Raw genomic sequence first — 24,885 nt, 5'->3', positions numbered from 1 at the left:
CGTAAACGGGAGAGGGAACCCGACTGCCAGTTCCGCTCATCGGGCAAACTCCAGCAGTTGATCAAGATCGAGATGTCGTTCGAGATGCCCGGCCAGTTCGTCGAGGGTCGCGTCGATGGTCGCCTCATACGCCAGGCTCGAGGTCGCGGCAGCCGAACCGACAAAGTTGCGGCGGAAGGCGTCGGCGGCGAAGAGGCCGTGGAGGTAGGTGCCCATGACCGTACCATCGGGGCTTACCGCGCCGTCGGTCATGTCGCCGATGCGGGCGAAGGGGCGTTCGAGCCCGCGGCCCCGGGTGACGCCCATATGCATATGGTAGCCCACCAGCGGGTCGCCGGTGAGCGTCGAGGTCGCCTGCTCGACGCGCAGTTGCTTTGTCGGCTCGAGCACGGTGTCAAGATCGAGGAGATTGAGGCCAGCCGAAGTGCCGACGGCCCCCTCGATCCCCTCGGGGTCGAACACGGTATGGCCCAGCATCTGAAAGCCGCCGCAAAGGCCGAGCACCCGGGCGCCGGCGCGGTGATGGGCGAGAATGTCGATATCCCAGCCATATTCGCGCAGCGCCGCCAGATCGCTGCGAGTCGCCTTCGAGCCGGGGAGGATGATCAACTCGCCATAAGGCAGCGGCCGGCCGGGCTGGATGATCTCGAGGCTGACGCCGGGCTCGAGCCGCAGCGGATCGAGATCGTCGAAATTCGAGATGCGCGGCAGGCGCGGCACGATGATGCGATAGGGCCCCTGCCCCGGCGTCTGCTGCGCTTCGAGCGCCAGCGCATCCTCGGCGGGAAGCTTGCCGGCATCGGCGAACCAGGGGATCGGCCCGAGGCACGGCACGCCGGTGCGCTCGGCGATGAAGCGCTTGCCGTCCTCGAACAGGGCCGGATCGCCCTGGAACTTGTTGACGAGCGTCGCAGCGATCAACGCCGCGTCGTCGGGATCGATCACCGCGAAGGTGCCGACCAGAGCCGCGATGACGCCGCCGCGCTGGATGTCCCCGGCGAGGATGACCTTGAGCGCGGCGGCGCGGGCGAAACCGAAATTGGCAATGTCGTTGGCACGGAGATTCACCTCCGAAGCGCTGCCGGCGCCCTCGACCAGGATCAGGTCGACCTCGGCCGCGAGCTCGGCATGGGCGGCCAGCACCTGCGGCAGCAGTTCGCCGCGTTTCTTCCAGTATTCGCGGGCCGCAAAGCTGCCGATGCGCTGGCCGCGCAGCACCAGTTGCGAGCCGGTCTCGCCCTCAGGCTTCAGCAGCACCGGGTTCATGGCGGTGACGGATGCGCGGCGCGCGGCGCGTGCCTGCAATGCCTGGGCCCGACCGATCTCCCCGCCATCGGCGGTGACGGCGGCATTGTTCGACATGTTCTGCGGCTTGAACGGCGCCACGCGCAGCCCGCGATTGGCATAGGCGCGGCACAGGCCGGCGACCAGCAGCGACTTGCCGACATCGGACCCGGTGCCCATGAACATGAGGGATTTCGCCATGGGGCCGTTCTAGCGGCTGACGCGGCGATCCGATAGGGAGGACGGATGCGCACCATCCTCGTCATCGGCATCGGGGCCGGCAACCCGGACTACCTCACGCTCCAGGCGATCAAGGCGATGAACCGGGCCGAGGTGTTCTTCATGCCCGACAAGGGCGAGGAGAAGGCCGGGCTCAACGCCATCCGCCTCGGGATGCTCGAGCAGTTCGTCAGCGAGCCGCGCTATCGATTGGTGGATTTTGCCATCCCGTCGCGGCGACAGGCGACCACGCCGGACTATCGGGAGAGCGTCGAGGAGTGGCGAAACAAGCTGGAGCAGGCCTACCGGCAGATGTTCGCAGAGCTGCCGGACGGAGCAGTTGGCGCGTTCCTGGTCTGGGGCGACCCGGCGCTCTATGACGGGACGCTGCGCATCCTCAGGGACATGCAGGCCGCCGGATGGGAGATCACCATCGAGGTGATTCCCGGTATTTCGGCGCCGCAGGCGCTGGCGGCGCAGCACCAGGTGACGCTCAACCGGGTGGGGGAGGCAGTGACCATCACCACCGGACGCCGGGTCGGCGAAGGCGAGGCCGACGGGCTCAGCAGTGCCGTGGTGATGCTGGACAATCACCAGGTGTTCCGGCGCTTTGCCGCGGACGAGGCGGAAATCTTCTGGGGCGCCTATCTCGGCACGGCCGACGAGCTGCTGGTCGCGGGCAAGGTCTCGGAGGTGATGGACGAGATCGACGTGAAGCGGCGCGAGGCGCAGGCGCGCCATGGCTGGATCATGGACACGTACATGATCAGGAAGCCGGAAAAGGGCTGACTCCTGTCGCGCTGCCGGTGGCTGTGGCCCCCACCCTTAATCCCTCCCCGCAAGGGGGAGGGAGACGCAGATTGAGATCGCCGTGTTGGGGTCTCCCTCCCCCTTGCGGGGAGGGGACGGGGGTGGGGGTCAGCCCGCGCCGGCTACGGCTCTAACGCCACGTCGATCACATGCGCGTACGAGCCCATGACGCGCCCCTCGACCAGGCCCATCGGCGGCAACGCTTCCCCCAGTGCATCAGTGGCCTCGAACAGGGGCGTGCCCCGGGTCTTGCGCGCGGACGAGTAGTGGAACTCGTGGCCGTTGAGCGATGACGGGAAGGGCAGCGGGCCCTGGTGGCTGAGCCGCCGGTAGCCGAGCACGCGCTTGGGACGGTCGATGCGGGTCTCGTGCGGCAGGAGGCCCGACATCGGGTAAGTCGCACCGGCCTTGTCGGTCAGGGTGGCGCCGAGCACCATGAAACCTCCGCACTCGCCATAGATCAGCGCCGACCTGTCGGCAGCGGCGCGCAGGCCGCGCATAAAGGTCGCTGAGGCAGCGAGACGGGCGGCGTGCAGCTCGGGGTAGCCGCCAGGGAGAAAGACGGCATCCGCCGCGGTATCGGGTGCTTCGTCGGCCAGCGGCGAGAAGAAGCTGAGGCTGGCACCGGCGGCGTGCCAGTCGGCGAGCCAGTGCGGATAGAGGAAGGCGAAGGCATCGTCGCGGGCGATGGCGATGTGCTGACCGAGGGGTGGGAGCAACCCCGAAATCGAGTATCTGGCTCCCCCCCTCCCAACCTCCCCCGCGAGGGGGGAGGTGCCCGCCAGTGCAAGTGGCGAGGACATGGCCAGCAACTGGTTGAGATCGACATAGTCCTCCATCGCTTCAGCCGCAGTGGCGACCACCTTGTCGAAGCCGGTGATTTCGTCGGGGAGGACCAGCCCGAGGTGGCGGTCGGGGAGCCCCAGGGCCTCGCGTTTGGGGATGACGCCGAGCAGCGGGATTTCCACTGCGGAGAGGGCGGCACGCAGCATCAGTTCGTGGCGGGTGGAGGCGGCGCGGTTGACGATCAGGCCGGCCACCTTCACCTCCGGACGCCAGGTGGCAAAGCCATGCGCCAGGGCGGCGATCGACTGCGACTGGCGTTCGGCATCGAGCACCAGGATCACCGGCAGGTCGAGCGTTGCGGCGAGGTCGCCGGTGGAGCCACGGCCATCGGCAGCGCCATCGAAGAGGCCCATGACGCCTTCGACGAGGAACAGATCGGCCCCCGCCATGTGGCTTGAAGCGAGGGTCCGCAGGCGAGCGGGCGACATCGCCCACGGGTCGAGGTTGATCGCCGGCCGGCCCGCGGCGCGTGCGAGAATAGTGGTGTCGATATAGTCGGGGCCGGTCTTGGCCGGCGCAACGTTCAATCCACGGTGGGCGAGCGCAGCAAGCAGGCCGAGCGTGAGGGTGGTCTTGCCCGAGCCGGAGCGCGGAGCGGCGACGACCAGGCCGTTCATCCAACCACCCGAAAATTACGCTGCAAAATCTTGGGGCTAGCGGTTAAGATAGAGTTAGCGCAACCGGACCGGGGGGTACTGGAAGCGCCGCGGCGGTCCATCGGGACGCCGGACTTGGGGAAAACGAACAAATGAAGATCCTGATCCTCGGCGGGACCGAAGAGGCTCGTCAACTCGCCGCGCAACTGACCAAGATGGGCCATCAGGTGACCACGTCGCTGGCCGGGCGGACCAGCGAGCCGCTGCTGCCGGTAGGCGAAGTGCGTATTGGGGGCTTTGGCGGCGGCGACGGATTGGGCAACTACATCCTTAGTGAACGGTTCGACCGGCTGGTCGACGCCACTCATCCCTATGCCGAGGAGATCAAGCGCAACGCGGTGCGGGCAGCGGAGTTGGCGGAACTGCGGCTGGTGCGACTGACCCGGCCGGCCTGGAGCGAACCGCAATACGCGTTCTGGAAACACGTCGCCAACGCCGAAGAAGCCGCCGCAAGCCTGCCCAAGGGGGCGCGGGCGCTGCTGACGGTGGGGCACACCCACCTCGACACCTATTTGAAGCGCACCGATTGCAGCTTTGTGGTGCGCTCGATCGAGCCGCCGGAAAAGGAACTGCCGGTCAACGCCACGTCGCTGCTGGCGCGGCCGCCGTTCTTTTTCAACGGCGAGTTCCAGATGATGCAGGAACAGGGGATCACCCACCTGATCTGCAAGAATTCCGGCGGGGCGCAGACCGAGGCCAAGCTGCAGGCGGCGCTGCGACTGCGATTGCCGGTTTTCATGATCGCCCGGCCGCCGCTGCCACCCGCGCACGACGTGCCGACGGTGGGGCAGGCGATCGCCGCGCTGAAGCTCGTCTGAGCCTGTCGAAAGGCCGGTGGCTGTGGACCTCCACCCCTGTCCCCTCCCCGCAAGGGGGAGGGTGACCCTCACTCTGATGGCGGTGCCTGGCGTCCCCCTCCCCCCTGCGGGGAGGGGACAGGGGTGGGGGGCGGCACGCACCGGCCTAGCCATCATCCCCCCGCCCTCAGCTTCTTCTTGCCTGCGTTGCGCAGCACGTGGGCAAAGCTCTCGTCATAGAGCTTCGACTCGCGGAAGCGGGTTTCGCCGAGGACGCGGCCGACGAGGATCAGTGCGGTGCGGGTGATCTTTTCCTCGCGCACCCGCGCCTTCATCTCGGCGAGGGTGGTGAAGATCACCTCCTCGTCCGGCCAGGTGGCGCGATAGATGATCACCACCGGGCAATCGGCCCCGTAATTGGGGGTGAGCGCGGTTTCGACGTAGCCCAGGTTGCGGATCGACAGGTGGATGCAGAGCGTCGCCTTGCTCTGCCCCAGCACCTCGAGGCTTTCCGACTCCGGCATGGCCGAGGCCTTGCCGGAAGTGCGGGTGAGGATGATGGTCTGCGAGATTTCCGGCAGCGTCAGTTCGGCGGCGATGCGGGCGGCGGCGCCGGCAAAGGCCGGCACCCCGGGGACCACCTCATATGGGATGCCAAGCGCATCGAGGCGGCGCATCTGCTCGGCGACTGCACCATAGATCGACGGGTCGCCGGAATGCACGCGCGACACATCCTTGCCGGCGTCATTGGCCTTGATGATTTCGTCAATGATCTCGTCGAGGTGCATCGGCGCGGTGTCGCGCACCAGCGCGCCCGCAGGAGCGGCGGCGACGATTTCGGCCGGAACCAGCGAGCCGGCATAGAGGCAGACCTCGCACCGTTCGATCAGACGCTGGCCGCGCAGGGTGATGAGATCAGGCGCGCCGGGGCCGGCGCCGATAAAGTAGACGGTCATGGATAGTGGACTCGGATGAACTGCCCCTCACCCGCCCTGCTGCGCAGGGCACCCTCTCCCTCAAGGGGAGAGGGAAGAAGGGGCCCAGAGCGGGCGGCTGTGTTCCCTCTCCCCTTGAGGGAGAGGGTGGCGAGCGAAGCGAGACGGGTGAGGGGCAGGACCCGGCAGCTACTGCCCATCGCCAGCCCCCTTGGCTGCATAACCGCGCGGCGTGTAGGCGACCGTGCCGGAGCCGCGCTGGAAGGTGCGGGAGGTGCTGGAGCCGATCAGCACGATGGTCAGCATGTCGATCTCGGTGGGATCGAAATCGGCCAAAGTGACGACGCGGACCTTCTCGGTGGGGCGACCTAGATTGGAGCCGATGATGACCGGGGTCGAGGGCGGGCGATGCTCGAGGAAAATCCGCTTGGTCTCTTCGATCAGGTCGGTCCGGCGTTGCGAACGCGGGTTGTAGAGCGCGGTGACGAAGTCGGCGCGGGCAGCGCCATCGAGCCGCTTGAGGATATCGGCCCGCGGCGTGAGCAGGTCGGATAGCGAGATGCAGCAGAAGTCGTGGCCGATCAGCGCGCCCGCGGCGGCAGAAGCCGCCTGGAAGGCGGAGACGCCGGGGTGGGTCTCGAGGTTGACGCGACGCGCCACGTCGGAGACGGCCCGCGCGCCGGTAGCGTCGAGCAGCTCGTAGGCGAGCGCCGCCATGGCATAGATCTGCGCGTCGCCGGAGCAGACCAGCGATACGACCTTGCCCTCGGCCGCGAGTTCGAGCGCTTGGCGCACGCGGCTCTCTTCCTCGCCGAGGCCGTAGCGGTGCTCGACCTGGCCGCGGCGCAGGTCGGCGACGAGATCGAGATAGAGTTCGTAGCCGACCCAGTCGGTGCTCTGTTCGAGCGCATTGACCGCAGCGGCAGTGCGCGAGATGGCCTCGCCCGGCCCGATGCCGACAAGGTGCAGCACGCCGGGACGGCGGCCGAAGCTTTCGGCATCGATGGGGCGCGGCGCCTTGCCGATGGCGCAGGTGGCGCGATCCGATTTCAACTTCTCGACCACCAGTGGCCCGGCCTTCAGCGCCGCCGCTTCCGCAACGCTGGGGGTGCCGACGGTCTGGTCGACATAGTCGGACGGCGCGCGCAGGCGATAGCGCTCCTGGCTGAGTTCGGCGGCCGAGAACAGGCGCAACGGCACCTTGAAATGGCGTGCCGCCTCGAGCAGCGCCGGCTCATCGGCCTTGATGTCGATCGAGGCGATGGCAGCAAGGCTCTGGGGCGCGAGGTTCTGCTGCCGAAGCGCGAAATCGATGAGGCCGATGACCTCCTCGGCATCGGCGCCACGTTCGCAGCCAACACCGGCGACCAGGGTTTTGGGGTGATAGACGATGCCGCGCTCGATCCTCAGTTTCTGCTCGGAAACCAGCACCTTGACGGCGCCCATCGAGGATACCGGGTAACCGGCTTCGGCGAGGAACGGCGCCTCGCCCTCCACCTGCAACTTGGCGCCGAGCAGCAGCGCCATCATGGCGGGCTTGGCATCCTGCGGGGTGCCGAGCACCCAGCCCGGCGGCGGCTCGTCGAGGCTGTGGAGGAACTTGCTGTCGGACGCCGTGGTAATGGCGGGATGGCCGCCCAACTCGTCGGCGAGTTCGCGCGCCAGCCGGTTGGCGCCGCGGTGGCCGCCGAGCAGCGGCACGATGCTGGCGCCGCCGAGCGAGACGGCGAGCACCGGCGGTTCCTTCTGCTTGTTCTCGAGGCTCGAGGCGAGCAACCGGATCAGGATGCCGGCGGCGCAGACGCCGATGATCGGCCGCCCTTCGGCGAACAGTCGCGGCAACAGCTTCAGCGCATCGGCGCCGCCCTGACCGCAGGTGTAGATCTCGCCGCCGGTGGCCTCGGCGATGCGAGTGGCGGTATCGAGCCCGGTATCGGCGAAGATGATGATGGCGGGCGTGGTCATCGGTCGGCTCCGGCAGTTTCGCCCCAGGCCTCGGCGCCGCGATAGCACAGGATGGTCGAGAAGTAGGGTCGCTCGTCATGGGCGAAGTCGGCGAGACGGGTAATGCGCTGGCGCGCCGTGGTCGCGTGTTCGACCACCACGGCGCCGTCGGCATGGCCGGTCTCGGCGAGCAGCGCGCGGATGCGATCGAAGTGCCGGCCCACCTTGATGATGGCGGCCACCGGGGTGGCGGCGAGCTCGGTGCGGAGCGTCGCATCGTCGAGCGGCGCCGGCAGCACCTTCAGCATTTCGTTGCGGGCCGCGAGCGGCCGGCCGGCAACCGCCGCAGCGGCGGTGAGCGAGGTGATGCCGGGGACGATCTCGACCGGCGCATGGGGACCGACGCGGGCAACCAGGTACATGGCCGAGCCATAGAACAGCGGATCGCCCTCGCAGAGCCAGGCAACGTCGCGTCCGGCGCGGAGGTGGCCAAGGATGGCCTCGGCCGCGCCATCATAGGCGGCCTGGGCAGGCCACCGCTCGATGGCCATGGGAATGGCGACCGACAGGCGCTCGGCGGCAGCGTTGAGGTGGGGGGACGCGATCTCGAACGCCAGTGCCGCATCTTCACCCGTAGTGGGATAGGCGATGACAGCGACGCGGCCGAGCAGCCGCACGGCCTTGAGGGTCAGCAGCTCCGGGTCGCCCGGCCCTACCCCGACGAGATGCAGCGTGCCGGTGCGCTGATGCGCCGTCACGGCGTCACCACGAGGCCATGCATGGCCTTGGTCACCAGCCACTGCGTCACAGCCAGGCGCGGCTTGAAGGCTCGGTGGCCGCCGACGCGATCGAGGGCAGAGATCTCGATGCGGGTCAGCTCGCCGCCGAGTTGCAGGTGGCGCGAGTAGAGCGCGTGCTCGGCGTCGAGCGTCACGGCGTTGGCGACCAGCCGGCCACCGGGCTTCAGTGCGCTCCAGCAGGCATCGAACAAATCGTCATTGCCGACATCGCCGCCCATGAAGATGGCGTCGGGCGGCGCCTTGCGGCCAAAGGTGCCGGGCGCCTCGCCGCTGACGATCTCGAGGCCGGGAACGCCCAGCGCCGCCGCATTGACGGCGATCATCTGCAGCCGCTCGCCCTCACGCTCGAAGGCCACCGCCTTGGCATCGCGGGCGGCGCGCATCCACTCGATGGCGATGGAGCCCGATCCGGCGCCCACGTCCCAGAGCAGCGCACCGGGGAATGGCGCCAGCTTGGCGAGCGTCGCTGCGCGCACCTCGCGCTTGGTCAGCTGCCCATCGGTGACGAACACCTCGTCGGGCAGCCCGGGGAGCGGTGGCAACAGCGGCGCGGTGAAATCGGGCACGCAGTCGATGGCAAGGACGTAGAAATCCTCGACCTCACGACTGTTGAAGTTCTCGGCCTCGTCGGCGGTGATCTTCTCGTCGGGGCCGCCGAGGTTTTCGAGCGTGGTGACGAGGCTGCGCCCATAGCCGCGGTCGACCAGCAGCTCGATGGCGAGATCGACGGTGGTGTGATCGGAGGTCAATGCCAGGATGCGGTTGCCGGGCAGCAGTTGCGGGTGCAGCGCTTCCACCGCCCGGCCGTGCAGCGACAGGGTGGCGACCGACTGCAGCGGCCAGTGCAGCCGCGCCGCGGCCAGCTGGAAAGCCGACGGATGGGCGTGGATGACGAACTCGGAGGGCAGCAGGTAGCGGGTCAGCGTCGCGCCGATGCCGAACCACATCGGATCGCCCGAGGCGAGGATGACGGTCGGCGTCTCGCGCAGCGCCATCACCTGCTCGATCATGCTGTCGAGCGGCGGCTCCCACTCGATCAGCGTACGACCATCGGCATAGGTAGCGGCCGGCGAATGGTCGGGCTCTTCGCCGGCGAGAGCGCGCGCCACGGCCTCGAAGCTGCGCTTGGTGACGAATTCCGGATTGAATAGGTCGGCGCTCGCATTGGGACGCGTCACCGGTTCGAGATCGGCGAGGAAGCGGGCCGGGCCGATGACCGTGTCGGCATAGCTGAGCAGCAGCTTGTACGAAGCTGGCAGTTCGCTCGGTCCCCGCTCCCCTACCCCGATGATGTGCAGCCACGCGGTCATGCGAGGTCTTTCGAAATGGCGTTGAAGGCAGCGCTGGCGATGGCCGAGCCACCACGGCGCCCGCGCACCGTGAGGAATGGCATAGAAAGCGCATTGGAGGCGAGCAAGGCCTTGCTTTCGGCCGCCCCCACGAAACCCACCGGCGCGGCGATGATGGCGGCTGGCCTGGGCCCGCCGGCCTCGATCAGTTCGATCAGGTGAAACAGCGCCGTCGGGGCATTGCCGATCAGCACCACGGCGCCCGAGAGGCGCGGGCGCCAGAGTTCGACGGCGGCAGCCGACCGGGTGGTGCCGAGCGAGCTCGCCAGCGCCGGCACGGTCGGATCGTTAAGGGTTAGGATGAGCTCAGTGGCCACGGGCAGGTGGCGGCGGATGATGCCGGAGCGGACCATTTCGCAGTCGCACAGCACCGGCGCGCCGGCCCGGAGGGCATCGCGAACGGCCATGGCAACGGCGGGGTCGCCGACGATGTCGGCTGCAAGATCGACCATGCCGCAGGCGTGGATCATGCGGATGGCGGCGGGGTGCAGTTCGGCCGGCAAGGCCGACAGATTCGCTTCCGCTTCGATAGTGGCGAAGCTCTGCGCATAGATGGCGGCGGGGTCGCGCAGGTAGCTCATGCGGCCTCGGACAGCTGGGCCAGCAGGGCATCGTGGCCGGCGCCGGCGATCCAGCCCTCTTCGGCAATGAGGATCGCACGCTCATCGGCAGTGAGCCCGGCGGGTGCACTGAGGAAGGTGGCGAGCAGGCCGGTGCGGTCGAGTTCGGCGAAGCGGGTGGTGGTCACCTCGACCTGGGCGCGGTCGCGCGGCAGGCCATCGGCTGCAGTGACAGGAAACAGCGAGGGATAGATCTCGGTGACGATGATCGGCTTGCCAAGGTCGTCGGCAAAGCCGGTTTCGAACGGCCAGACGGCAATATCGGCGGCGAGGCGCGGGTCGCTTCGCAACGCCGCCAGTCGGGCGATGCCGAGCATGGCCTGGCTGCCGACCGAGCCGACGCCGGTGAGCTTCCATACCGGCTGGGCGCCGCGGACGTAGCGTTCGGCCACGCGGCGCTCGGGGATCTTGGCGTAGGCCTCGGTCGGGCGTTTCGGCTGCAACGCCGCGTAGCTGTGCTGATGCGGATGGCCCCAGAAATGCGGGCCGTCGGCGAGCCGCTGATTGATCGCTTCGGCGAGCTGGAAACGGTTGGAGCGGTTGTCGGGGGCGTCAGCGACGAGGCGCGCCAGCGTAGACCAAAGCTGCAGCCAGGGTGGCTGATCACCTGGCTGAGGGGCCGGTGCGGGAAACGTACCCCCACCCCTGTCCCCTCCCCGCATGGGGGAGGGAGACGCCCACTCCGGCGCCGGTGTTTTGATCTCCTCCCCCTCGGGGCGACCTCTTGTCGTCCCCCTTGCGGGGGAGGGACAGGGTGGGGGGTACTCTTCTCGCACTGAGCTATCCGGATGATCCCGCTCCCCCGCGAGCGGGAGGGATAAGCCGGTGGCCGCAATGGCAGCAGCCGCGCCACGCGGGTAGCCGAAGACGAAGTCGAAGCCGAGCATGAGGCGCTCGCCGCGTCGGCGGGCGCCGAGCAGTCGCGCGGTGATCGCCTCCATCGCGGCCTGGCGGGTCGGCGGATTCACGCTCGGCACCCGGCCCTCGGGTCCGAACTCGCCGATCCAGATCGAATCCTTGCCGCGTTTCGGGCTATTGGCCGCCGACCAGTCCACCGCGATGTAGCGATCGAACAGCGGCATCAGGTCTCGCTATCCTCACGGGCGAGCCGACCGGGGATTTTCGGCAGGGTCACGGGACCGAGCGGATGGTCGGCGTGCGGATAGGGGTGATGGTGGTGATGGGCATGATCGTGGTGATGGTGCGCGCCGTCGCCATGGTGGTGGCCGTGATCCTCTGGATAGCCATGGTCGTGGCTGCCGCCGAGCCGGATCACCGGAAAGGCCGGATTGGCGACCAGCGCATGCCGGGCCGGGGCGTGGGTGTGCGGATGTGGATGGCTGTGAGCGTGAGCGTGGTCGTGCGTATGGAGCGGCGTCCAGGGCAGGCCATGCTTCAGGCAGAAGGCCTCGTCGCGGCATGAGGAGTCGCAATCGCCCTTGCAGGGGCAGTTCTCCAGCCCGCCGCCGATGCCCTCGACATGGTGGTGGTGGCTTTCCTGCTTCAGCCCGACCTCGGCCTCGAAGCCCAGCACCTGCTCGCGATACTTGCACATGGCGCAGTTCATCAGGTTCTGCCCGACCAGCATCTCCTGGATGCGATCGAGGAAGGTGTCGACCACCAGCGGGTGGTCGTTGAGATAGGGCGCGTTGAGGAACTCGATATCGGGATACTTCACCGCCGCCTCGTCGGCGGCGTCGTAGATGCGTTTGACCAGCACCCCGGTGAACAGAAAGTACGGAAAGACGATGATGCGGCGATAGCCGAGCCTCGCTGCGTGGTCGAGCGCCGGGGCGACCAAAGGGAAGGTGACGCCGGAATAGGCGACCTCGCCCCAGCCAAAGCCCATGCCCTCCCAGAGCAGGCGCATCACCTTGGCGACGTTGGAATTGGCATCGGGATCGGACGCGCCGCGGCCGACCACCACCAGCAGCGTCTCGTGCCGCGGCACCTCAATCGGCGAGGCATCGATCGCCTGCTGGATGCGGTCGCCGGCGGCGCGCAGCATCTTGAGGTCGACGCCGAGTTCGCGGCCATAGGTGATTTCGACATCCTTGCCGGCGGCATAGGTGTTGAGCACCGAGGGGATGTCATTCTTGGCATGGCCGGCGGCGAACAGCATGCCGGGTACGGCGAGGACGCGCCTGGCACCGGCGGCCCGCAATTTGTCGAGCCCCTGGTGGATCACCGGGTTGGCGAATTCGAGATAGCCATACTCCACCGGCACGCCGGGCAGGCGTTCGCGCAGCCGCTCGGCCAGCACGGCGAACTCGCCCACGGCGAGCTGGTTGCGGCTGCCGTGCCCGCAGAGCATCACGGCAGTGTCCGCCGGCAGGATCAGGGATTTTTCCATTCTCGCCTCTGTTTTGCACAAAGGCAGAGTTCGCTTTTCGACCAACCAGCAGCCCCGGACTTGGTCCCCGATTTGGGTCGACCGCACCGGGCGTGAGTTTCAGTCCATCAAGGAACGCTGCGCTATCAATGGGTTGTAGTGAGGGGCCCGTGTCGGCGTCAAACGATTCCCGCCCAGATGCGAACGCTTCTCAAAATCACACGCAAATTCAGTGACTTGCCAGCACGAGGGGGCTCGGCTATTGGCCGCTGATGGCAAGCGGTTCTTCAAATCTGGCGGTGCGCATCGCTTATGGCAGTCTGGTGGTCGGCATCCTGGTGCTGGCGCTGAAGGGTTTTGCCGCCTGGGCGACCGGTTCGATCGCACTGTTCTCCGATGCGCTCGAAAGCGTCGTCAATGTAGTGACGGCGATCGTGGCGCTGATCGCGGTGCGCCTCGCGGCGCGTCCCGCCGACGCCACCCTGCCCTATGGCTATTACAAGGCCGAGTATTTCTCGGCCGTGGTGATCGGCATCTTCATTGCGGTGGCGGCGCTCTTGATCTTCCGCGAGGCCTATTACGGCTTCATCGCGCCCAAGGGCTTCACCCTCGATCCGCTGGGCCTGAGCGTCAGCGTACTGGCGACCGGCATCAATGCCGGATGGGCCTGGTGGCTGTCGCGCCGCGGGCGCGAGGAGCAATCGCCGGCGCTGGTGGCCGACGGCAAGCATCTGTGGACCGACGTAATCTCGACGCTGGGGGTGCTGATCGGTGTGTTGCTGGCGGCGGCCACCGGCTTCGTGCAGCTCGACGCGATCCTTGCCGCGCTGGTCGGCGTCGCCATCCTGTGGTCAGGCTGGGAGCTGATCAAGCAGAGCGTCATCGGGCTGATGGACGTGGCAGTGGAGCCCAGGCTCCTCAACCAGATCCGCGAGATCATCTCGGCCAATGCCGAAGGGGCGATCGAGGCGCACGACATCCGCACCAGGCAGGCCGGCGCCATGACTTTCATCGATTTCCACCTGGTGGTGCCCGGCGCGATGAGCGTCGAGGCGGCGCATGCGATCTGCGACGGCATCGAGGCCAAGCTCCGCGAAGCGGTGGAGCGGGCGCAGATCACCATCCATGTCGAGCCCGAGAACAAGGCCAAACATTCGGGAATCGTGGTGGTTTGAGGTGTGAATGGTGGATGGTGAATGGAAACGGACCACACTCATCCATTCACCACTCACAATTCACCTCTTCGCCAACTCCCCCGACGCCAGCCCAGCAGGATGATCGCCACTTCGACCGGCAGGCCGAGCGGCACGAGGATGATCGAGATCATCGACAAAGCCGCGACGCCCGGGGCGCCGGTGGCGGCGGCGCCGGCCAGCATGGCGCCGAACAGCACGAACACCATCTGTCCGGGATCGAGCGCCAGCCCATAGAGGTTGGCGAGGAAGAGCGTCGCCAGCGCGAAATGGAACGTGGAGCCGGGCGGATTGAGGGTGATGCCGAGCGGCAGCGCCAGGTCGACAACGCGCCGATCGAGCCCCAGGCCTTCCTTGAGGCCGCGCAGCGCCGAGGGGATCGAGGCATAGCTGCTCGAGGTGCCGAAGGCGACAACCACCGTTTCGCGCAGCGCGCCCAGCGTTGCGAGATAGCTTCCGCCGACGCGCAGCCAGATCAGCACCGAGTAGAAGGCGATCAGCAGGATGGCGCCGGCATAGACCAGCACCACGAGCTTGGTCATGGCGAACAGAACATCGATCCCCACGGCCGAGACCTGGCTGTAGGCAAGGCAGAACAGCCCGAACGGCAGCACGTACATCAGCCATTCGATGATCTTGATGAAGGTGTCGTAGAAGGCCTCGAGCAGCGCCGTGGCGCGCTCGGATTTCTCCCGGGCGATCGAGCCGAGCGCCACGCCGAACAGCACCGCGAACATCAGGATGGCGATCTTGTTGCCGGTGGTGAGCGCCCCGAAGATATTCTCGGGGAACATGCCGACCACCAGGTCGGCGAACACCCCGGGATTATGCGCCGGATCGGCCGCGGCGCCGGATGCTTCGGCGGTAAAGATCACCTTGCCGATCACCTCGCGGGCGGCGAGCTGCAGTTCACTGCCGGGCTGGCCCCAATAGCCCAACGCAACGCCGAGTGCGCCGGCACTAGCCAGCCCGCCGATGACCAGCAGGACCAGGCGGGTAACGTAGCGATTGGCTGCGCCATCGAGGAACAGCCGGCTGAGGCTGGTGGCGACCGCGGTAAACAGCAGCGGGATGACGCACATCTGTAACAGGCGGATGTAGATCTCGCCCAGCGTGCCGATGAGCGGCAACTGCCCCTTGTCGAGCCAGCCCAGCACGCCGCCGGCGATCAGCCCCGAAAAGATCGCGACCGGATGGAGCAGCAGCCGGCCGAGGCCGGTCTTTCGTGCCTCAGTCATCGATCAACGCCCTGTCCTTGGAATAGAGGTATTGATTGAGCACGCCGTCGAGGAAGCCGTTGCCCTTGGCCTTGGTGAGATAGAGATCGACCCAGGCCTTGAGGTCGGCATCGCCCGGCGACATGGCGATGGCGATCGTGTCGGGGTGGCCGGCCAGGTGGTAGGGCCGCAGTTCGACCGCACCGGCGGAATCGGCGAGGCGCCAGTTGCCGATCTCGATCTCGTCGTACATCAGCGCCACCAGGTCGCCGGATTTCACCGCCGCCAGCATCTGAGGCCAGGCCTCGAAGGCAACGCTTTGCGCGCGGGGAAAATCCTCGGCGACGAAGCCGACATAGGAGGTGCCGCCGATGACGCCGATGCGCGATTGCGGGCTGTTGAGCAGCGCCGGAATGTCGTTGGCGCGGTCGGGATCGGCCGCGACCAGACGCCCGAGTTCGAGGCGGTTGATCAACAGGAACTGGCGCACGCTCACATAGCTTTGCGAAAAGCTGGCGCGCGCGGCGCGCTCGAGCGTGTCGCTGAGCAGACTGATCGCCATGTCGGCGCGGCCTTCGATGACCTCGTCGACGAGGCCGTCGAAGGTGGTGGCAGCGCGATTGTACTCCAGCGTCACCCCGAGCTTTTGGGCAATATCCTCGGCGATCGCCGGATCGACGCCGATCAGCTTGCCGTCCGGCCCGGCATAGAAGAACGGCACCACATCCTCGAAGAACACCGCGACGGTGAGTTTGCCGGCCGCCTGGATGCGGGCTATGGCGGACGATTGCGCCATGGCCGGCGACGCCGACGAGACTACCGAGACCGCCAGCAGGCAGCCTATGGCAAAACGGGTTATGGCGCGGACGAACCGCTCCAAGCTGGGTGTGGTCACTGCGAGGCCCCCAAGGCGGCACCACCCTTAATCGAGTATTGTCGCCGAATTGTTAGCCTGACAATGACAATCGACTTTCGCCGGCGAGTACTTACTACCAGCAAGCGGAAGTGCGGGGCCACCGCACAAGCTGTGCATAGCACAGGTGCCGGCATGGCCGCGATTCAACGGCGCGCCTAAACTCTTGCCGTGTGCATGACCCAGGAGATCTTCCATGACTCTCAATGCGCCTAGCCAGACCATGTTCATCGTCGCCGTCGTCATCGCGGTCATCGCGTTGCTCGGCGCCATCGTCTCGATACCGTTCGTCAGTGCCTACGCCTTCTGGATCCTGATCGTCGCGTTCATCGTGCTCGCGGCGGCAGTGATGATGAAGGGCGCCTGACGCCTCTGCATAGCGCTTCGGCGTTTGAGGTTGCAGGCTGGCGCATGGCGGGCGATCCTCGCTGCCATGCGCGCTTTGATTTGTCTGATGCTGATCGCCCTCGCCGCCCCGGCATTCGCCGCCGATTGGGGGCAGTATGACAATGCCCGTTTCGGCTACACCATCGACGTTCCACCCGGCTTCGAATGGGGACCGGAGGCCGACAACGGCGATGGTCGGACGTTCCGTGAGGGGGCGACCAAGTTGGTGGTCTGGGGCGGCAATGTCATGGAACCCGGTTTCGAGGGCGAGGTCGCCGCAGCGATGGACTTTGTCGAGACCGACGGCTGGGCCATAAGCTACCAGGCGGTGACGCCGAGCTGGGCCAGCTTTTCCGGCGCCCGGGGCAGGCGCATCCTCTACCAGCGGATGGTCGCGCTATGCGATGGCGCCTATGCAGCGTTCCGTCTGGAATACTCGGCGATCGATCTGGGCAAGCTGGATTCGGTGGTGGAGCGACTGGTGCGAAGCCTCAAGGGAGGGTGCTGATGGCGCGGGTTTATCGGCGGCAAGACTGGGCCACGCACCCGACGCGGCAATCGGGCGAATGGGAGGGGGGCGAGGCCAACGTCACGCTGATCCTGCATGACAGCGTCGAGGCCGGCTCCGGGCCGCGGCTCCATACCCACCCCTACCCCGAAACATTCATCATCGAGGCGGGGCGTGCAGTGTTCACCGTGGGCGACGAGGAGATCGAGGCGGGCCCCGGCCAGATCCTGGTAGTGCCGCCGAACACGCCGCACAAGTTCAAGACGCTGGGACCGATGAAGAGCATCCACATCCATGCCAGCCCGAAGTTCGAGACGCATTGGCTGGAGTAGAGGGGCATCTTTTCTCGGCGGGGGTGCGGGGTTGGGAATGGGAGACACTCCCTTTCCCCCTCCACCGGCTGTCATCCCAACGAAAGTTGGGCCCCAACTCGCAGCCGGTACCAGCGGATAAATGGGTCCGCTTTCGCTTGGATGGCACGCGGTGGGCGCGGGAACTTCGTTCCTCCCAGGTCCTCCGCGGCCGCTAAAACTCGATCCCGGCCTGCGCCTTCACGCCCGAGCGGAACGGGTGCTTGATCTCGGTCATCTCGGTGACGAGGTCGGCCAATTCGATGAGCTCGTCCTTGGCGTTGCGGCCGGTGACGATGACGTGGGTGTCGCGCGGCTTGTTCCTGAGCACCTCGAGCACCTCGTCGAGCGGCAGGTAGTCGTAGCGCAGCACGATGTTGAGCTCATCGAGCAGGATCAGCTTGTAGCTCTCGTCGGCGATCAGCGCCTTGGCCATCTCCCAGGCGCCGCGGGCGGCGGCGAGGTCGCGCTGGCGGTCCTGGGTGTCCCAGGTGAACCCCTCGCCCATCGCCTTGATGGTCACCTGCTCGGGAAACCTGTCGAGCACGTCGCGCTCGCCGGTCGACCAGGCGCCCTTGACGAACTGCACCACGCCGACTTTGAAACCGTGGCCGATGGCGCGGAACACCATGCCGAACGCAGCGGTGGATTTGCCCTTGCCCTTGCCGGTGTGGACGATGACGAGGCCGCGCTCCTCGGTCTTGGTGGCGAGGATCTTGTTCCGCGCCTCCTTTTTCTTCCGCATCTTTTCGGCATGGTAGGCGTCGCGCTCGGCCTCGGTCATCAGGTCGGTCTTTTTCGGGGCTTTGTCGGTCATCAAGTATCCTCGAGATACGCGAAGGCGGAATTGGAGCGCGGCGTCCAGAAGCCGCGGCGACGGGCTTCGTTGAATTTGGCGATCAGCTCGTCATAGCCGAAGCGGTTGTTCGATTGAATGAACTGCCGCGTCGCATCGTCCTCGACAAAGGCCTCGAAGGCGAGATCGAAATGGTGCGTCGCCACTGCGCCAGTGGTGGCGGCGAAGGCGAACATGTAGTCGACCGTGGCAATGATCTCGAAGGCGCCCTTGTAGCCATGGCGCTTCACCCCATCGATCCACTTCGGGTTGACGACCCGGGAGCGGACGACCTTCGAAATCTCTTCGGTCAGCGTGCGAGCCAGCGGGCGCTCGGGACGGGAGTGGTCGTTGTGATAGGTGGCGGGGACGCGACCTGCCAAGGCTTCGGCGGTGACGGCGAGGCCACCCTCGAACTGGTAGTAGTCGTCGCTGTCGAGCAGGTCGTGCTCGCGATTGTCCTGGTTGTGGACCACCGCCTCGATGTCGGAGAGGCGGGCGGCGAAGCGATCGCGCTCCGGCGTGCCGTCAGCATTGGCGCCATAGGCGTATTGGCCCCAGTTGAGGAAGGCTTCGGCGAGGTTCGCCTTGCTCTCCCAGTTGCCTGAATCGATCAGGCCCTGGAGGCCCGCGCCGTAGGCACCAGGCTTGGAGCCGAAGACACGATGGCCGGCGCCCAGCGCCGCGGTGCGCTCATCGGCGCCGGCCTTCATCAGCTCCAGCGCATCGGTGCGCATGCGCGCGGCGATCGGGTTCTGCTCCTCGGGTTCATCGAGCGCCCCGATGGCGCGGACCGCCTTGTCGAACAGGGAGATCTGCGCCGGGAAGGCGTCGCGGAAGAACCCCGAGATGCGCAGGGTCACGTCGACGCGCGGACGACCGAGCCTCGCCAACGGGATGATCTCGTAGCCGGAAATGCGAAGCGAGGATGGATCCCAGGTCGGCCTGGCGCCGATGAAGGCGAGGGCCTGGGCGATGTCGTCGCCACCGGTGCGCATATTGGCGGTACCCCAGACCGAGAGCGCCAGGGAGCGCAGCGGCGCGCCGTGATCCTGAAAATGCCGGACCAGCAGGTTCTCGGCGGATTTCCGGCCAAGCTCCCAGGCCGTCGGGGTGGGCACGGCGCGGATGTCGACCGAATAGAAGTTGCGCCCGGTCGGGAGCACATCGAGCCGGCCGCGCGACGGCGCGCCGGACGGACCGGGTAGCACGAACTTGCCGTCGAGGCCGACGAGCAGCGATGCAATCTCGTTGGGGCCGGATGCAGCGAGGCGGGGGCGGATAGTGGTCTCGATCGTCGAGAGAACGGCGGCAGTGGCGTGCCAATCGGGATCGGGTGGACGGCCGTCGACAAGCTCTGCCGCGAGGCCCTCGAGATGCTCGACCACGTCGCCGACGGTGCGGACGAGCCCCCCTCCCCCTTGAAGGGAGGGAAGCAGAGGCCCGGTCCACGGCGCGCCGAGGTCCGCCGTCAGCGGATCGAACCCCAGTTTCAGATCGTCGGCCAAGGCGCGGATCAGCGACGCGTCCCCGGCTCCCTCGCCGCGCGGCACGCGGGCAAGCGCGACGATCAGGTCGCGTTCCAGCCGGCCGGAGGGGGATTGGCCGAACACATGCAAGCCGTCGCGAATCTGGGCTTCCTTGAGATCGCAGAGGAAGGTGTCGATGCGCCGGAGCGTTTCAAACTCGTCGGCGACGAGGCCGATGTCGCGGTCGAGCCTGATATCGCGGGTGAAATCGAGAATGCGTCTGCGCAGGCCCGCCAGGCGGCGGCGATCCATGCCGGAAGCGGCATAATATTCGTCGAGCAGCGCCTCGAGGTCCTTCAGCGCGCCGTAGGTTTCGGCCCGGGTCAGCGGCGGCACCAGGTGGTCGATGATCACCGCGCCGGTGCGGCGCTTGGCCTGCGTGCCCTCGCCCGGGTCGTTGACGATGAACGGATAGAGCTGCGGCAGCTCGGCCCAGAGCGCCGCCGGATAGGACGCGGCATCCAGCGCCGTGGCCTTGCCCGGCAGCCATTCGAGATTGCCGTGCTTGCCGTTGTGGATCAGCGCATGGGCAGCGAAGTCGTGCCGCAGCCACAGATAGGCGGCGAGATAGCCGTGCGGCGGCACCAGATCCGGATCGTGATAGCTGGCGGTTTCGTCGAGATGATAGCCGCGCGCCGGCTGGACGAGGATGGCGGCATTGCCGAAGCGGACGGCCGGAAGATGGAAGTGATCTCCGCGCACGAATGGGTCGGCAGCGGGGTCGCCCCAGCGGGCAGTGACCTCGGCCTGGATGCTGCCCGGGAGCGCGGCGAAGAGCTCGCGGTAGCGCTTGACGGGAAACGGGATGCCCTCGCCGCGCTCGGGATGGGCGTTGGTGGGGCCGGATTGGAGCAGGGCAATCAGGTCGTTGCCGGTGCGGGGAAACTGCCCCTCACCCGCCTCGCTACGCGAGGCACCCTCTCCCTCAAGGGGAGAGGGAAGGCCGGGGCTAGATCGGGCCACATCGTCCCTCTCCCCTTGAGGGAGAGGGTGGCGCGCAGCGCCGGGTGAGGGGCCGAAGCGATACCCCGCCCCCTCCATGGCCCTGAGAATCTCCACCGTCGACTGCGGCGCATCATAGCCGACCCCGTTCGCCAGCCGTCCGTCACGGATCGGATAGTTGGCGAGAACCAGTGCGACGCGGCGCTCGGCGCGCACGGTCAAGCGCAGGACGGTCCAGTTCTTCGCCAGGGTGACCGCGCGGCGGATACCGTCGTGGTCGGGAGCGTAGGCGGAGAGGGGGCACTGGGTGCGTTCGTGCCAGACGGCGTCGTGCTTGTGGCCGACCAGCAGCATGCCGATGCGTCCATCGAGCTCGGGGAGCACCACCTGCATGGCGAGGTCTTTTGCCGTCAGCCCCTGGACATCGGCGGCCCATTGCGCCTCGGGACGTCCGCCCTGCAGCAGCTGGATCACCGGCGCATCGGTGCCGACAAACGGGTTCTGCTTGTCGTCGAGCCCGTCGAGCCCGAGAGCGAAACCGGTGAGGTTGAGGATGACGCTGGGCGGGTATTGGGCGAAGGCCGACTGCACGAAACGGATGCAGGCGCCTTCCTTCAGCGTCGATACGACGATCGGGACGGGGTTGAGGGACTGGGCCTCGAGCTCGGCGATCAGGGCTTCGAGTGTGGCAGTGCCGGCGCCCTCGAGCGCGGCCCGGTAGAACAGGATCGGCACGTGCGGATGGGGCGAGGCAGGGAGTGCGTCCAGCATGCCCTGCGCGGGGTGCCAGAGGCCGAAACGATGGAAGGGTTTAGGCGTTGACATGCGGGGCTCGAGCGCGGGGCTCCCCCCACCCTTGAACCCTCCCCGCGAGGGGGAGGGTGACGACTGCGCCATCTGTGTGAAGGCCGCCAGCAGCGCATCGGCGTTTTCCGGGCCGCCGGCGGTGAACAGCCTGTGCAGCCTGGTCCAATCCTCGGGGTGAATCGTCGAGCGTTGCTGGAGGATCGGGTCCGGGTTGGCATCGCCGGGAAGCAGCGCCAGCCGGATCCTGCCGCTCAACGCCAGCGCCGTCAGTTCGTCAACGCCGTACTGCCAGTAGGCCGGGCCGCCGAGCAGCCGGACCACTACCAGTTGCGCATGCTGCACCGTCTGGTCGAGCCAGAGGTCGACCGAGAGGTTGTGGCTGAGCCGCAGGAGGTTGGCGAGGCGCAGGTCTGTTGCGTTTCGGCCGCTGTCGCGCGCCTGGATCGTTCCGGCCCGATCGGCCGCGGCGGCCAGCATCATCAGCTCGCTGTCGGCGGCCGACGCGAAGACGATGTCGCCGGGCGTCTGGGCGAGGTCGATGGCCTCGCCCTCCTGCTGCAGCGCTCCGGCCTGCGCGGCGAGAAGGTGCATCTGGTCTCTCCCGCCCCTTGCCTCAGCCCTCTCCCCATGGGGAGAGGGGGAAGGGAATGGCTTCGGCTAAGCCGCAGCCGCCGCCTGCTCGAGGCTTGCGGCGATGGCGGCGCGGTCGAGCGGGCTTTCGCCGATCACCACCAGCGCGGTCTGGCGGGCTTCGCCCGGCTTCCAGGGCCGATCGAAATAGGCGGTGACGCGCGGGCCGACCGCCTGGATGGCGAGGCGGGCCGGGGCACCCGGCAGCGCGGCAAAGCCCTTGAGCCGGAGGACATCATGGGCGCGGATCGTCTGTTCGATGGTCGAGAGCAGGTGATCCTTGCCGCTGACGCCATCGAGCGTGACCGAGAACGAGTCGAAATCGTCGTGCTCGTGGCCCTCGCCGCCATGCTCGAGCTCGTGATGGCTCTCGCGGCCGGCGAGATTGTCTTCGGTCGAGAGCCCCATGCCGAGCAGCGCCGCGACGTCGACATGGCCGTTGCGGGCCCGGACGACACCGGTGCCGGGGCGCATCTCGGCCTTGAGATGGGTTTCGATGGTGTCGAGCTGGGTTTCGGTGACGAGATCGGCCTTGTTGAGGATCACCATATCGGCGGCGATCAGCTGATCCTCGAACAGCTCGCCGAGCGGGGTTTCGTGGTCGAGCATGGCGTCGGCCGAGCGCAGTGCATCGACTGCCTGTTCGTCACTGGCGAAGCGGCCCTCGCTGAGCGCGGCGGCGTCGGCAACGGTGACGACGCCGTCGATGGTCACCTCGGACTTGATCTCGGGCCAGTTGAAGGCGCGGATCAGGGGCTGCGGCAAAGCCAGGCCGGAGGTCTCGATGACGATGTGGTCGGGCCGATCCTCGCGCTCAAGCAGCGCCTGCATGGTGGGAATGAACTCGTCGGCAACGGTGCAGCAGATACAGCCGTTGCTCAGCTCGATCATGTCCTCTTCGCGGCAGGTCTCGTCGCCGCAGCCGGCGAGGATTTCCTTGTCGACGCCGAGTTCGCCGAACTCGTTGATGATCAGCGCGATGCGCTTGCCCTTGGCATGGGCGAGCAGGTGCCGAACCAGCGTGGTCTTACCGGCGCCGAGGAAGCCGGTAATGACGGTGACAGGGATTTTGGAACTGGCGAGTTCGGTCATGCGTGGGCACCTTTCAGGGCGAAGGCGGAGGAGCTGGCGAAGCGCTGGTTGAGCCAGCCGAACAGCGGCCCGACGATCAGCCAGAACAGCGCACCGGTGGCGAGAGACGCCGCAGCAAAGCTGGTGGCGAGGTTGGCAGGAACGGCGCTGGCGTGGTCACCGGCGAGTTGCGGCGCGCCAATGACGTGCGGCGCGAGGATCAGCACCGCAGCAAGGACGATGCCGGTCCAGTTGCGCAGCTTGGCAATGACGAGCATGCCGGCGCCGGTGGCGAGCGCCGTGCCGATCCACCAGACCTGGCGGGCGACCAGGTCGGCGGCGGGCATGCCGGGGAGCTCAGGTGGCAAGCCCAGGGCCGGCGCGAGCTGCAGGGCCACAAAGCCGCCAATACCCCAGATCACGCCGTTACGGGCGGTGATCTCGATGCCGGAAAGCACCGACACGGCGGCCAGTACGAAGGCAAAACCGATAGAGCCGAGGAGGTTGGCGAGCACCGTGTAGAAGATGCGCTCGGCGCCATCCTGCGGTGCCCAGGCGTCCTCGTCGTGCTCATGCGCGGGCGCCGCGGCCTCATGGACATGTTCTGGCGTGCCAACTTCGTGGCTGTGCTCGGCGACAGCCGGTGCCTCAGGAGCGGCGCTTTCAAACACCTCGGCGGCGAGGATCAGCGGCGCGACGCGCCATTGCTGTACGGCGCTCATGGCCAGGCCGGCTGCGAGTCCAGCAAGGACCGCAGCGAAGAAGATTCGCTGGAAGAGTTTCATCGATGTCTCGCGGGGGGTGCTTAGTGGCAGGGGAAGCCAAGCGCATGGCGCGTGTCATGCGCGCCATTGTGGATGGCCATGTCGCTGGCAAAGCCGACGCCGCCGACGAGGACGAGGCCGAGAAACAATGCCAAAACGCCTGCGATGAGCCGCTGCGAGACAGAAAGACGGACGACCGACGCCGTCCGGACCTGAGTATTCATAAGCCTGCACCCTCCGTGCGGATGAAAGTGGGCTCTCGCCCGGTTGCACGCTGGCAGGTCTCCTGGCTCACGGGTCGTCATGGTCTCCGGCCTTCCCAACTTCCCGGGGAAGTCAGTGGCTTAGTCGGAGGCACTCGCCGCTTACAGTTGCGGGGGCAGCCACGGATTTGGTCCCTGATGGGTACGCCGCACCGTGTTCCCTTTTGATCCCCTCGCCCACACGGGTCCGAGGAACCAACGTGGGGCTATGGTTACGCCGGACGAGGGGGCGCGGTCAATCTTCCACCGCGTCGGCGTCGGGATAGCCGACGGTGACGGTGTCGACGCGCGCATCGACCTGTTCGAGCAGCGGCTCGCTCGAGGAGATCTGCATGTCACCGGAAATGGCGTCGACGTTGAGATCGGCCGGATAATCGCCGACGGCAAAGCGGACGCTGACCGAGCAGCCATCCTCTGGCGGGGCAAGCTTGCCGCCTTCGAAGTTGGCGGCGCCGCCATAATCCCAGAAGAAGCCGTAGAGCTGGAACGGACCGCCGTTCAATGCCTCGACTTGCTTGACCGTCAACCCCTTCCTGAGGCCCCCCGGCGCGGTGTCACCAGGCGGCACGGTGAAATAGGCGATGCGCTCGTGCTTTTCCTCATCCCACCAGCCGACCTCGATGGTCTTGGCGGGGTCGTTGGGGAAGATGGTGGTGGCCAGCACGGTCGAACCCTCCGGGCCGGGCACGTCGCCGGTCACCACGTTGTCCTTGCCGAAGGCTTCGATCAGCCGGGCCTCCGAACTGTCGGCTGCGAAAGGTCCCTCGCAGACGATATCGGCGGCCAGCGCCGGGGCCGCCAGCAGCAGCAGGGGAAACAGGACCAGTACGCGCATCGTCGACCTCCGTTGCTCCATCGAATCTAGCGGAACGCGCTGAGTCTGG

The 24,885-nt window shown here is 67.1% G+C and carries 23 protein-coding genes and 1 riboswitch; of the genes, 6 read left to right on the top strand and 17 right to left on the bottom strand.

From position 1 onward, the window contains the following. Positions 1-36: 36 nt before the first annotated feature. Positions 37-1,485, bottom strand: a complete 1,449-nt coding sequence (locus tag APS40_RS14455; protein WP_236884108.1) for a cobyric acid synthase — start codon at positions 1,483-1,485, stop codon at positions 37-39. A gap of 45 nt (positions 1,486-1,530) precedes the next feature. Between APS40_RS14455 and cobF the strand changes: the two genes are divergently transcribed. After that, positions 1,531-2,292, top strand: a complete 762-nt coding sequence (gene cobF / locus APS40_RS14450) for a precorrin-6A synthase (deacetylating) (RefSeq protein WP_055047721.1) — start codon at positions 1,531-1,533, stop codon at positions 2,290-2,292. Between the two features lie 143 nt (positions 2,293-2,435). Here cobF and APS40_RS14445 read toward each other — a convergent pair whose 3' ends face one another. Then, positions 2,436-3,776 carry a cobyrinate a,c-diamide synthase gene (locus APS40_RS14445; protein WP_055047720.1) on the bottom strand — a complete coding sequence of 447 codons (1,341 nt, stop codon included), beginning with the start codon at positions 3,774-3,776 and terminating at the stop codon, positions 2,436-2,438. Between the two features lie 131 nt (positions 3,777-3,907). Here APS40_RS14445 and APS40_RS14440 point away from each other — a divergent pair, with 131 nt between their 5' ends. Continuing rightward, the gene (locus APS40_RS14440) at positions 3,908-4,633 is read left to right on the top strand and encodes a cobalt-precorrin-6A reductase (protein ID WP_055047719.1); all 726 of its coding nucleotides are present in this window, start codon (positions 3,908-3,910) and stop codon (positions 4,631-4,633) included. A 152-nt stretch (positions 4,634-4,785) separates the two neighbouring features. On the opposite strand, the gene cobM is transcribed toward APS40_RS14440, so the two are convergent. The 7 genes from cobM to APS40_RS14400 form a co-directional block, all read right to left on the bottom strand. Further along, positions 4,786-5,568, bottom strand: a complete 783-nt coding sequence (gene cobM, locus APS40_RS14435) for a precorrin-4 C(11)-methyltransferase (RefSeq protein ID WP_055047718.1) — start codon at positions 5,566-5,568, stop codon at positions 4,786-4,788. A 168-nt stretch (positions 5,569-5,736) separates the two neighbouring features. Beyond that, positions 5,737-7,512: a precorrin-3B C(17)-methyltransferase gene (gene cobJ / locus APS40_RS14430; protein ID WP_055047717.1), complete on the bottom strand. Its 1,776-nt coding sequence runs from the start codon at positions 7,510-7,512 to the stop codon at positions 5,737-5,739. Beyond that, positions 7,509-8,249: a precorrin-2 C(20)-methyltransferase gene (gene cobI / locus APS40_RS14425; RefSeq protein ID WP_055047716.1), complete on the bottom strand. Its 741-nt coding sequence runs from the start codon at positions 8,247-8,249 to the stop codon at positions 7,509-7,511. The genes cobJ and cobI overlap by 4 nt, the downstream gene beginning before the upstream one ends. Further along, on the bottom strand, positions 8,246-9,601 hold the full coding sequence (cbiE, locus tag APS40_RS14420; RefSeq protein ID WP_055047715.1) for a precorrin-6y C5,15-methyltransferase (decarboxylating) subunit CbiE: 1,356 nt from the start codon (positions 9,599-9,601) through the stop codon (positions 8,246-8,248). The genes cobI and cbiE overlap by 4 nt, the downstream gene beginning before the upstream one ends. Beyond that, complete coding sequence (locus APS40_RS14415; RefSeq protein WP_055047714.1) at positions 9,598-10,221, bottom strand: precorrin-8X methylmutase; 624 nt, start codon at positions 10,219-10,221, stop codon at positions 9,598-9,600. The genes cbiE and APS40_RS14415 overlap by 4 nt, the downstream gene beginning before the upstream one ends. Beyond that, on the bottom strand, positions 10,218-11,342 hold the full coding sequence (locus APS40_RS24920; RefSeq protein WP_156342945.1) for a hypothetical protein: 1,125 nt from the start codon (positions 11,340-11,342) through the stop codon (positions 10,218-10,220). The genes APS40_RS14415 and APS40_RS24920 overlap by 4 nt, the downstream gene beginning before the upstream one ends. Then, positions 11,342-12,613: a sirohydrochlorin chelatase gene (locus APS40_RS14400; protein ID WP_055047711.1), complete on the bottom strand. Its 1,272-nt coding sequence runs from the start codon at positions 12,611-12,613 to the stop codon at positions 11,342-11,344. The genes APS40_RS24920 and APS40_RS14400 overlap by 1 nt, the downstream gene beginning before the upstream one ends. Positions 12,614-12,864: 251 nt before the next feature. Between APS40_RS14400 and APS40_RS14395 the strand changes: the two genes are divergently transcribed. Further along, complete coding sequence (locus APS40_RS14395) at positions 12,865-13,767, top strand: cation diffusion facilitator family transporter (protein ID WP_055047710.1); 903 nt, start codon at positions 12,865-12,867, stop codon at positions 13,765-13,767. A gap of 53 nt (positions 13,768-13,820) precedes the next feature. Here APS40_RS14395 and APS40_RS14390 read toward each other — a convergent pair whose 3' ends face one another. Next, on the bottom strand, positions 13,821-15,023 hold the full coding sequence (locus tag APS40_RS14390; RefSeq protein ID WP_055047709.1) for a dicarboxylate/amino acid:cation symporter: 1,203 nt from the start codon (positions 15,021-15,023) through the stop codon (positions 13,821-13,823). Then, complete coding sequence (locus APS40_RS14385; protein WP_156342944.1) at positions 15,016-15,897, bottom strand: substrate-binding periplasmic protein; 882 nt, start codon at positions 15,895-15,897, stop codon at positions 15,016-15,018. The genes APS40_RS14390 and APS40_RS14385 overlap by 8 nt, the downstream gene beginning before the upstream one ends. Before the next feature lie 214 nt (positions 15,898-16,111). Between APS40_RS14385 and APS40_RS25185 the strand changes: the two genes are divergently transcribed. The 3 genes from APS40_RS25185 (at position 16,112) to APS40_RS14375 (ending at position 17,142) form a co-directional block, all read left to right on the top strand. Beyond that, positions 16,112-16,282 (top strand): hypothetical protein, encoded by a 171-nt coding sequence (locus APS40_RS25185; protein WP_197279331.1) that lies wholly within the window; start codon positions 16,112-16,114, stop codon positions 16,280-16,282. Positions 16,283-16,369: 87 nt separating this feature from the next. Further along, a complete protein-coding gene (locus APS40_RS14380) occupies positions 16,370-16,810 on the top strand; it encodes a hypothetical protein (RefSeq protein WP_055047707.1) in 441 nt (146 codons plus the stop codon). After that, positions 16,810-17,142, top strand: coding sequence for a cupin domain-containing protein (locus tag APS40_RS14375; protein WP_055047706.1), 333 nt, complete (start codon positions 16,810-16,812; stop codon positions 17,140-17,142). Before APS40_RS14380 ends, APS40_RS14375 begins: the two co-directional genes overlap by 1 nt. A gap of 193 nt (positions 17,143-17,335) precedes the next feature. Here APS40_RS14375 and cobO read toward each other — a convergent pair whose 3' ends face one another. The 6 genes from cobO to APS40_RS14345 all read right to left on the bottom strand — a co-directional run bounded on the left by cobO (position 17,336) and on the right by APS40_RS14345 (position 24,836). After that, entirely contained in the window at positions 17,336-17,977 is a 642-nt protein-coding gene (gene cobO / locus APS40_RS14370) for a cob(I)yrinic acid a,c-diamide adenosyltransferase (RefSeq protein WP_055047705.1), read from the bottom strand. Continuing rightward, on the bottom strand, positions 17,977-21,864 hold the full coding sequence (gene cobN / locus APS40_RS14365) for a cobaltochelatase subunit CobN (RefSeq protein ID WP_055047704.1): 3,888 nt from the start codon (positions 21,862-21,864) through the stop codon (positions 17,977-17,979). Before cobN ends, cobO begins: the two co-directional genes overlap by 1 nt. Positions 21,865-21,930: 66 nt before the next feature. Next, the gene (cobW, locus tag APS40_RS14360; RefSeq protein ID WP_055047703.1) at positions 21,931-22,995 is read right to left on the bottom strand and encodes a cobalamin biosynthesis protein CobW; all 1,065 of its coding nucleotides are present in this window, start codon (positions 22,993-22,995) and stop codon (positions 21,931-21,933) included. Beyond that, positions 22,992-23,759 carry a CbtA family protein gene (locus APS40_RS14355; protein WP_055047702.1) on the bottom strand — a complete coding sequence of 256 codons (768 nt, stop codon included), beginning with the start codon at positions 23,757-23,759 and terminating at the stop codon, positions 22,992-22,994. Before APS40_RS14355 ends, cobW begins: the two co-directional genes overlap by 4 nt. A gap of 20 nt (positions 23,760-23,779) precedes the next feature. Next, positions 23,780-23,962 carry a CbtB domain-containing protein gene (locus APS40_RS14350; protein WP_055047701.1) on the bottom strand — a complete coding sequence of 61 codons (183 nt, stop codon included), beginning with the start codon at positions 23,960-23,962 and terminating at the stop codon, positions 23,780-23,782. 35 nt (positions 23,963-23,997) lie between these two features. Beyond that, positions 23,998-24,216: riboswitch (cobalamin riboswitch) on the bottom strand. A gap of 20 nt (positions 24,217-24,236) precedes the next feature. After that, positions 24,237-24,836: a hypothetical protein gene (locus tag APS40_RS14345; RefSeq protein ID WP_055047700.1), complete on the bottom strand. Its 600-nt coding sequence runs from the start codon at positions 24,834-24,836 to the stop codon at positions 24,237-24,239. Positions 24,837-24,885 lie beyond the last annotated feature (49 nt).

The sequence above is a fragment of the Devosia sp. A16 genome, assembly GCF_001402915.1.
In the GTDB taxonomy this organism is placed as follows: Bacteria; Pseudomonadota; Alphaproteobacteria; order Rhizobiales; family Devosiaceae; genus Devosia_A.
The sequence above is the reverse complement of the archived record's forward strand: the minus strand, read 5'-3'. Positions and strand labels throughout refer to the sequence as shown.

Excerpts from the sequence above, each read along its gene's own strand:
- APS40_RS14445 (WP_055047720.1), bottom strand. The coding sequence starts at position 3,776 with ATGAACGGCCTGGTCGTCGCCGCTCCGCGCTCCGGCTCGGGCAAGACC.
- APS40_RS14345 (WP_055047700.1), bottom strand. The coding sequence starts at position 24,836 with ATGCGCGTACTGGTCCTGTTTCCCCTGCTGCTGCTGGCGGCCCCGGCG.
- APS40_RS14455 (WP_236884108.1), bottom strand. The coding sequence starts at position 1,485 with ATGGCGAAATCCCTCATGTTCATGGGCACCGGGTCCGATGTCGGCAAG.
- cobN (WP_055047704.1), bottom strand. The coding sequence starts at position 21,864 with ATGCACCTTCTCGCCGCGCAGGCCGGAGCGCTGCAGCAGGAGGGCGAG.
- APS40_RS14390 (WP_055047709.1), bottom strand. The coding sequence starts at position 15,023 with ATGACTGAGGCACGAAAGACCGGCCTCGGCCGGCTGCTGCTCCATCCG.
- cobF (WP_055047721.1), top strand. The coding sequence starts at position 1,531 with ATGCGCACCATCCTCGTCATCGGCATCGGGGCCGGCAACCCGGACTAC.
- cobO (WP_055047705.1), bottom strand. The coding sequence starts at position 17,977 with ATGACCGACAAAGCCCCGAAAAAGACCGACCTGATGACCGAGGCCGAG.
- APS40_RS25185 (WP_197279331.1), top strand. The coding sequence starts at position 16,112 with ATGACTCTCAATGCGCCTAGCCAGACCATGTTCATCGTCGCCGTCGTC.
- APS40_RS14355 (WP_055047702.1), bottom strand. The coding sequence starts at position 23,759 with ATGAAACTCTTCCAGCGAATCTTCTTCGCTGCGGTCCTTGCTGGACTC.
- cobJ (WP_055047717.1), bottom strand. The coding sequence starts at position 7,512 with ATGACCACGCCCGCCATCATCATCTTCGCCGATACCGGGCTCGATACC.
- APS40_RS14395 (WP_055047710.1), top strand. The coding sequence starts at position 12,865 with ATGGCAAGCGGTTCTTCAAATCTGGCGGTGCGCATCGCTTATGGCAGT.
- APS40_RS14400 (WP_055047711.1), bottom strand. The coding sequence starts at position 12,613 with ATGGAAAAATCCCTGATCCTGCCGGCGGACACTGCCGTGATGCTCTGC.
- APS40_RS14350 (WP_055047701.1), bottom strand. The coding sequence starts at position 23,962 with ATGAATACTCAGGTCCGGACGGCGTCGGTCGTCCGTCTTTCTGTCTCG.
- APS40_RS14440 (WP_055047719.1), top strand. The coding sequence starts at position 3,908 with ATGAAGATCCTGATCCTCGGCGGGACCGAAGAGGCTCGTCAACTCGCC.
- cbiE (WP_055047715.1), bottom strand. The coding sequence starts at position 9,601 with ATGACCGCGTGGCTGCACATCATCGGGGTAGGGGAGCGGGGACCGAGC.
- cobW (WP_055047703.1), bottom strand. The coding sequence starts at position 22,995 with ATGACCGAACTCGCCAGTTCCAAAATCCCTGTCACCGTCATTACCGGC.
- APS40_RS14375 (WP_055047706.1), top strand. The coding sequence starts at position 16,810 with ATGGCGCGGGTTTATCGGCGGCAAGACTGGGCCACGCACCCGACGCGG.
- APS40_RS24920 (WP_156342945.1), bottom strand. The coding sequence starts at position 11,342 with ATGCCGCTGTTCGATCGCTACATCGCGGTGGACTGGTCGGCGGCCAAT.
- APS40_RS14415 (WP_055047714.1), bottom strand. The coding sequence starts at position 10,221 with ATGAGCTACCTGCGCGACCCCGCCGCCATCTATGCGCAGAGCTTCGCC.
- cobM (WP_055047718.1), bottom strand. The coding sequence starts at position 5,568 with ATGACCGTCTACTTTATCGGCGCCGGCCCCGGCGCGCCTGATCTCATC.
- APS40_RS14380 (WP_055047707.1), top strand. The coding sequence starts at position 16,370 with ATGCTGATCGCCCTCGCCGCCCCGGCATTCGCCGCCGATTGGGGGCAG.